This is a genomic window from Halanaerobium sp., assembly GCF_003070835.1.
In genome coordinates, this window is sequence record NZ_QBLR01000219.1 from 1 (window position 1) to 5,700 (window position 5,700).

The following is a 5,700-nucleotide window of genomic DNA, read 5'->3' on the forward strand; positions in this document are numbered from 1 at the left end:
TAAAAAGATTGCCCATATAAGTGGTGATTTAAATACAACAACTGCTCGTGATAGGTTAGAAGGATATAAAAAAGCGTTAAAAAATCATGGAATCCCAATCAAGAACGAATATATTATTGAAGGTGAATATACCCAAAACTCTGCTTATCAAGCTATGCAGTCTTTGTTAGATTTAGAAAACAGACCTAGGGCTGTTTTTGCTGCAAATGACTTAAGTGCAGCAGGAGTTTACAAAGCTCTTTTTGAAGCAGCTTTAGAAATTCCTAAGGATATAGCAGTTGCTGGTCATGATGATATCAATTTAGCCTCGCTTTTGAAACCTGAGCTAACAACAATGCGCCAGCCTAAATATGAGATGGGAGAAAGAGCAGTAACAATTTTGTTGGAAATGATTAATAAGCAGGAATTTGAAATTAAAGATCAAATATTAACTACTGATTTGATTATTAGAGAATCAGTTTAAGTAAAGAATTATAAAAGGCAGGTGAGTTAATTGTCAAAAATACTTGTTATTGGAAGTATGAATATGGATTTAGTTGTTGAAACAGATAGGTATCCAGAAGAAGGAGAGACTATTATTGGTGGTAAATTTGAACAAATCCCTGGTGGTAAAGGAGCAAATCAAGCTTTGGCAGCTGCTAAATTAGGAGCTGATGTTGAATTTATTGGAGCCTGTGGAGATGACAGTTTTGCACCTAAATTAAAGTCTAGTTTGAAAAATGGAGGAACTAATATTGATAATATTTTTGAAATTAAAGGTCAGAGCACAGGAGTTGCAGTGATTACTGTTGATAGAAAGGGAAATAATAGGATAATTGTTTCTCCAGGTGCCAATTATGAGCTGCTTCCAGAAAAAATAGAAAAAATTAAAGATAAAATTATTGAAGCCGAAATTATACTTTTACAGCTGGAAATTCCGCTTAATACTATTGAAAAAATTGTAGAAATTGCCTCAAAAAACAAGACAAAGATTATATTAGATCCGGCACCAGCTCAGAAATTATCAGATAGTATTTTAGAAAAAATAGATTATCTGCTGCCAAATGAAGGCGAATTGGACTTATTATTGAAAGATATAAAAGCAAAAAGCCGTTCTGAAAAAATTAAGATCCTTCTTAAAAAAGGTATAAAAAATATTATCGTTACTGAAGGAGAGAAAGGGATTAATTATTATGGTCAGGAAAAAGAAATCCATTTAGATACATTAAAAGTTAAAGCAGTTGATACAACAGCAGCAGGAGATGTGTTTGCAGGAGCCTTTGCTGCTAGTTTAATAGCAGAAAATGAACTAAAAAAAGCACTGGAGTTTGCTGTTCAGGCTGCAGCCTATTCAGTAACCAAGGCAGGAGCACAGAGTTCTATCCCAGATAAAAAAAAATTAGAAGAATTCCTTGCAGAAAGGAGTAAATAAGATGAAAAAAGGTGGAATAATTAATAGTGAATTAGTAAGAGTAATTGCTGAGATGGGTCATAAAGATAGCCTGACAATTGCAGACTGCGGCTTACCAATTCCAGAGGAAGTTGAAAGAGTTGATTTATCACTGACAAAAGGATACCCTAAATTTTTGGAAATATTAAAGGCTGTATTGAACGATTTGGTTGTTGAAAAGGCAATTTTAGCTGCAGAAATTAAAGAAAAAAGTCCTAAATTAGAAGCAGAAATTATAAAGATACTGCCTGATATAGAGGTTGAATATATTCCGCATACTGAATTTAAAAATAAAACAAATAGCTCCAGGGCTGTAGTTCGCAGTGGAGAAATAATTCCATATGCTAATATAATTTTAATTTCAGGAGTTGATTTTTAAATGGCAAAAGAAACTGTTTTGGAAATGAAAAATATCACCAAAACCTTTCCTGGAGTTAAAGCATTAGATAAAGTTGATTTTTCCCTTAAAAAAGGAGAAGTTCATGCTTTAGTAGGTGAAAATGGAGCTGGGAAATCTACTTTAATGAAAGTTTTAAATGGAATCCATCCGCGGGACGAAGGAAAAATTATCTTAAAAGGTGAGCCGGTTGAATTTGAGAATACTAAAGAAGCTCAGAAGGCCGGTCTGGCAATTATTCATCAGGAATTGGAGTTAATTCCTTATTTAAATGTAGCTGAAAATATATTTTTAGGTAGAGAAGATAGAAATGGTATTTTTATCAATTATCAAAAGCTTTATCAAAAAACTGAAGAAGTTCTTGATATGCTGGGAGTTGATATTGATCCCAAAGCTCAGATTAAAGATTTAAATATTGGTAGTCAGCAAATGGTAGAGATAGCAAAAGCTGTTTCTCAAAATGCTGATATACTGGTAATGGACGAACCAACTTCTTCTTTAACCAATCAGGAAATAGATATTTTGTTTGAACTAATAGCAAGGCTAAAGGAACAAGAAATAGCAATAGTATATATTTCACACCGATTAGAAGAAGTTTTTGAAATTTGTGATAGAGTTACAGTTTTAAGAGATGGTCAGTTTGTAGGTGAGGTTGAAACATCTAATACTAATGAAGATCAGCTAATTAAAATGATGGTTGGTCGAACAATTGAAGATCGTTTCCCTGAAATGAATTTTAATCCTACTGATGAAATATTAAAGATTGAAAATTTAACTGTACCAGATGAAATAAATAGTGCTTCTTTTTCCTTAAAAAAAGGGGAAATTTTAGGTATTGCGGGCTTAATGGGGTCTGGAAGAACCGAACTGGCAAAAGCAATATTTGGTGTTTTTAAAGAAAAAAGTGGTGATATCTATTATCGAGGAAAAAAAATTGAGATTAAATCACCAGCTGATGCTATAAATAATGGGATATATTATCTAAGTGAAAATCGAAAAGAGGAAGGTCTTGTTCTTGGGCTTTCTGTTGCTAATAATATAAGTGTTTCTGTTTTAAAATCAATGTTAAAGGCAAATACTTTTATAGATTCAAATGCTGAAAACAATTTAGCAAGAAAATATATAGAAGATTTAAAGATTAAAACTCCTTCTGAAAAACAGCTTGTTAAAAATCTAAGTGGAGGAAATCAGCAAAAGGTGGTAATTTCAAAGCTGCTTTCTACTAAACCAGAGGTTGTAATTTTTGATGAACCTACCAGGGGAATAGATGTTGGAGCGAAGAGAGAAATATATAATTTAATGCAGGAATTGATTGATGATGGGGTAGCAGTTATTTTAATATCCTCAGAACTACCTGAAGTTTTAAATTTAAGTAATAGAATTATAGTAATGCATGAAAAAAAAATCATGGGAGAGCTGGATGCCGCCGAAGCAGATCAGGAAGCTGTAATGAAGCTGGCAACCGGAAGGAGGAATCAGTAAAGTGAACAAGCTTAATAATGATATACAGAAAAAAAATATTTTAGAAATTTTAAATAAATTTAAGACAGGAATTGGATTATTAATTTTAGTAATTGTGCTGTCATTTATGAGTCCTTACTTTTTAACCATACCAAATATTTTAAATATTATTAGACAGGTTTCAATTATAGCAATAGTTTCTTTTGGAATGACTATGGTAATTTTAACAGGAGGAATTGACCTTTCAGTTGGTTCGATGCTTGCTTTTTCTGGAGCGATTTCAGCCGGAATGATGGTTAACTCAGGGCTAAATGTATTTCTGGCAATTTTTATCGGATTAGCTGCCGGTACTGCTTTAGGTTTCTTTAATGGTTTAGCAGTTGCTAAAGCTAAATTACCAGCTTTTATAGTAACCTTAGCAATGATGACAATTGCCCGAGGTTTTACTTTGATTTATACAAATGGTCGTCCAATCTCAGGTTTTAATGAGACTTTTAGATTTTTTGGAGCAGGATATCTTGGTAGAATACCAATTCCAGTAGTCATCATGTTTATGTTTTTAGTTATTATTTATATTTTACTGAAAAAGACACCATTTGGCCGTTATATTTATGCTATAGGCGGCAATGAAACAGCAACAAAGCTTTCTGGAATTAATACAGAAAAAATAAAAGTAGCTGTTTATGCTTTAAATGGTTTTTTAGCTGCAGTTAGTGGTATAATATTAACATCAAGGTTAAACTCTGCTCAACCGATGTCTGGAGAAGGTTATGAATTAGATGCAATTGCAGCTGTTGTTTTAGGAGGTACAAGTCTTTCTGGTGGAAGTGGTACTGTTATTGGTACTATTGTTGGTGCATTGATAATTGCAGTTTTAAATAACGGCTTAAACCTTTTAAATGTATCTTCATTTTATCAGTTAGTTGCTAAAGGTGCTGTTATTCTGCTTGCTGTCTTCTTAGATCGTAAAAGCCAGCAGCAGTGATAATATAAATACAAATAAAATATCTCAAATAGGAGGTGAGTTTTCATCAGCTTCTTTGGAAGTGATTCAATGAATTCTATTAAATATTATTAAAGGAATTAAACTCAAGGAGGAATAACAAAATGAGAAAATTAACAATTATTTTAGTTTTATCATTAATTATGGTGGCTGGACTTACAGCAGGTATCGCAGCTCAGGACTTACGAATAGGTTTAGCTGTTTCAACTCTTAACAATCCATTCTTTGTTGACTTAAAAGAGGGAGCAGAGTCAATGGCAGAAGAAATGGGAGTAGAAATTTTGGTTGTAGATGCCCAAGACGATGCTGCAGCTCAGTTAAGTAGTGTTGAAGACTTATTAATCAAACAAATTGATGTTTTAATAGTGAACCCAGTTGATGGTAATGCTGTTGTTTCAGCAATTACAGCAGCAAATGATGCAGGGGTACCTGTAATTACTGTTGACCGTGGTGCAGAAGGTGGAGAAGTAGTAAGTCATATTGCCTCAGATAACGTGGCTGGTGGAGAAATGGCTGGAGATTTTATTGCTGAACAGTTAAATGAAGAAGGTAAAGTTGTAGAATTAGAAGGTATTCCTGGAACTTCTGCTGCTAGAGATAGAGGTAAAGGATTTAATCAAGCTATGGATAAATATGAGGGTATGGAAGTTATAGCTAGACAGCCTGCTGGATTTGATCGGGCAGAAGGTATGACTGTTATGGAAAATATTCTACAGGGTAATCCAGAAATTGATGCTGTATTTGCTCACAATGATAATATGGCTTTAGGTGCAATGGAAGCTATTGCAGCAGCAGGTCGTTCTGATGAGATAATGATTGTTGGCTTTGATGCTATTGATGATGCAGTGGCAGCAGTAAACGCAGGTGACTTAGCAGCAACTATTGCCCAGAAACCAGCTCTGATGGGAGAAATGGCAGTAGAAACAGCAGTTAAGGTTGCAAATGGTGAAGAAGTTGATGAATACACACCTGTACCTTTAGAGTTAATTACTGAATAAATAATTAGAAAGTATAAAATGTATTTAAACTGCCTGATTTAAATTCAATGGACATGAATAAATAGACCATCAGGCATAAATAAAGGCCCTTCTGAAAATTTTAGAAGGGCCTTTTAAAGATTAATTAGTTTTTAAAACTATTTAATTCTATGCAGATTTTTAAATGATTTGACAATATTTCTCATTAAAACTTGATTGGTAACTGTGCCAACTCCACCTGGAACAGGAGTAAGAGCCTTTACCTTTTTAGCTGCTGAATCAAAATCAACATCTCCCAGTAATTTGCCATCAATAAAATTAGTACCGACATCAATAACTACTGAGTTTTTATCCAGCATCTCACCTTTTATCATTTCTGCTTTCCCAACTGCTGCTACAACTATATCTGCATTTTTTAATTCCCATTCTAAAT

6 protein-coding genes and 1 pseudogene are annotated in these 5,700 nt (G+C 33.5%); 6 read left to right on the forward strand and 1 reads right to left on the reverse strand.

Annotated features, from left to right (window positions below; translation table 11 throughout):
• The 6 genes from CI949_RS15765 to rbsB form a co-directional block, all read left to right on the forward strand.
• Positions 1 to 463 (forward strand): substrate-binding domain-containing protein (locus CI949_RS15765; protein WP_290768045.1); only part of this gene is annotated, 463 nt, incomplete at its 5' end.
• Positions 464 to 493: 30 nt separating this feature from the next.
• Entirely contained in the window at positions 494 to 1,411 is a 918-nt protein-coding gene (gene rbsK / locus CI949_RS15770; RefSeq protein ID WP_089716089.1) for a ribokinase, read from the forward strand.
• A gap of 1 nt (position 1,412) precedes the next feature.
• On the forward strand, positions 1,413 to 1,808 hold the full coding sequence (rbsD, locus tag CI949_RS15775; RefSeq protein ID WP_089716090.1) for a D-ribose pyranase: 396 nt from the start codon (positions 1,413 to 1,415) through the stop codon (positions 1,806 to 1,808).
• Positions 1,809 to 3,308: a sugar ABC transporter ATP-binding protein gene (locus tag CI949_RS15780; RefSeq protein ID WP_134059848.1), complete on the forward strand. Its 1,500-nt coding sequence runs from the start codon at positions 1,809 to 1,811 to the stop codon at positions 3,306 to 3,308.
• A 1-nt stretch (position 3,309) separates the two neighbouring features.
• Positions 3,310 to 4,272: an ABC transporter permease gene (locus CI949_RS15785; RefSeq protein ID WP_089716092.1), complete on the forward strand. Its 963-nt coding sequence runs from the start codon at positions 3,310 to 3,312 to the stop codon at positions 4,270 to 4,272.
• Between the two features lie 122 nt (positions 4,273 to 4,394).
• A complete protein-coding gene (gene rbsB, locus CI949_RS15790) occupies positions 4,395 to 5,288 on the forward strand; it encodes a ribose ABC transporter substrate-binding protein RbsB (protein ID WP_134059846.1) in 894 nt (297 codons plus the stop codon).
• 137 nt (positions 5,289 to 5,425) lie between these two features.
• On the opposite strand, the pseudogene CI949_RS15795 reads toward rbsB, so the two are convergent.
• Positions 5,426 to 5,700, reverse strand: a pseudogene (locus CI949_RS15795) (bifunctional 5,10-methylenetetrahydrofolate dehydrogenase/5,10-methenyltetrahydrofolate cyclohydrolase); the annotation flags it as partial.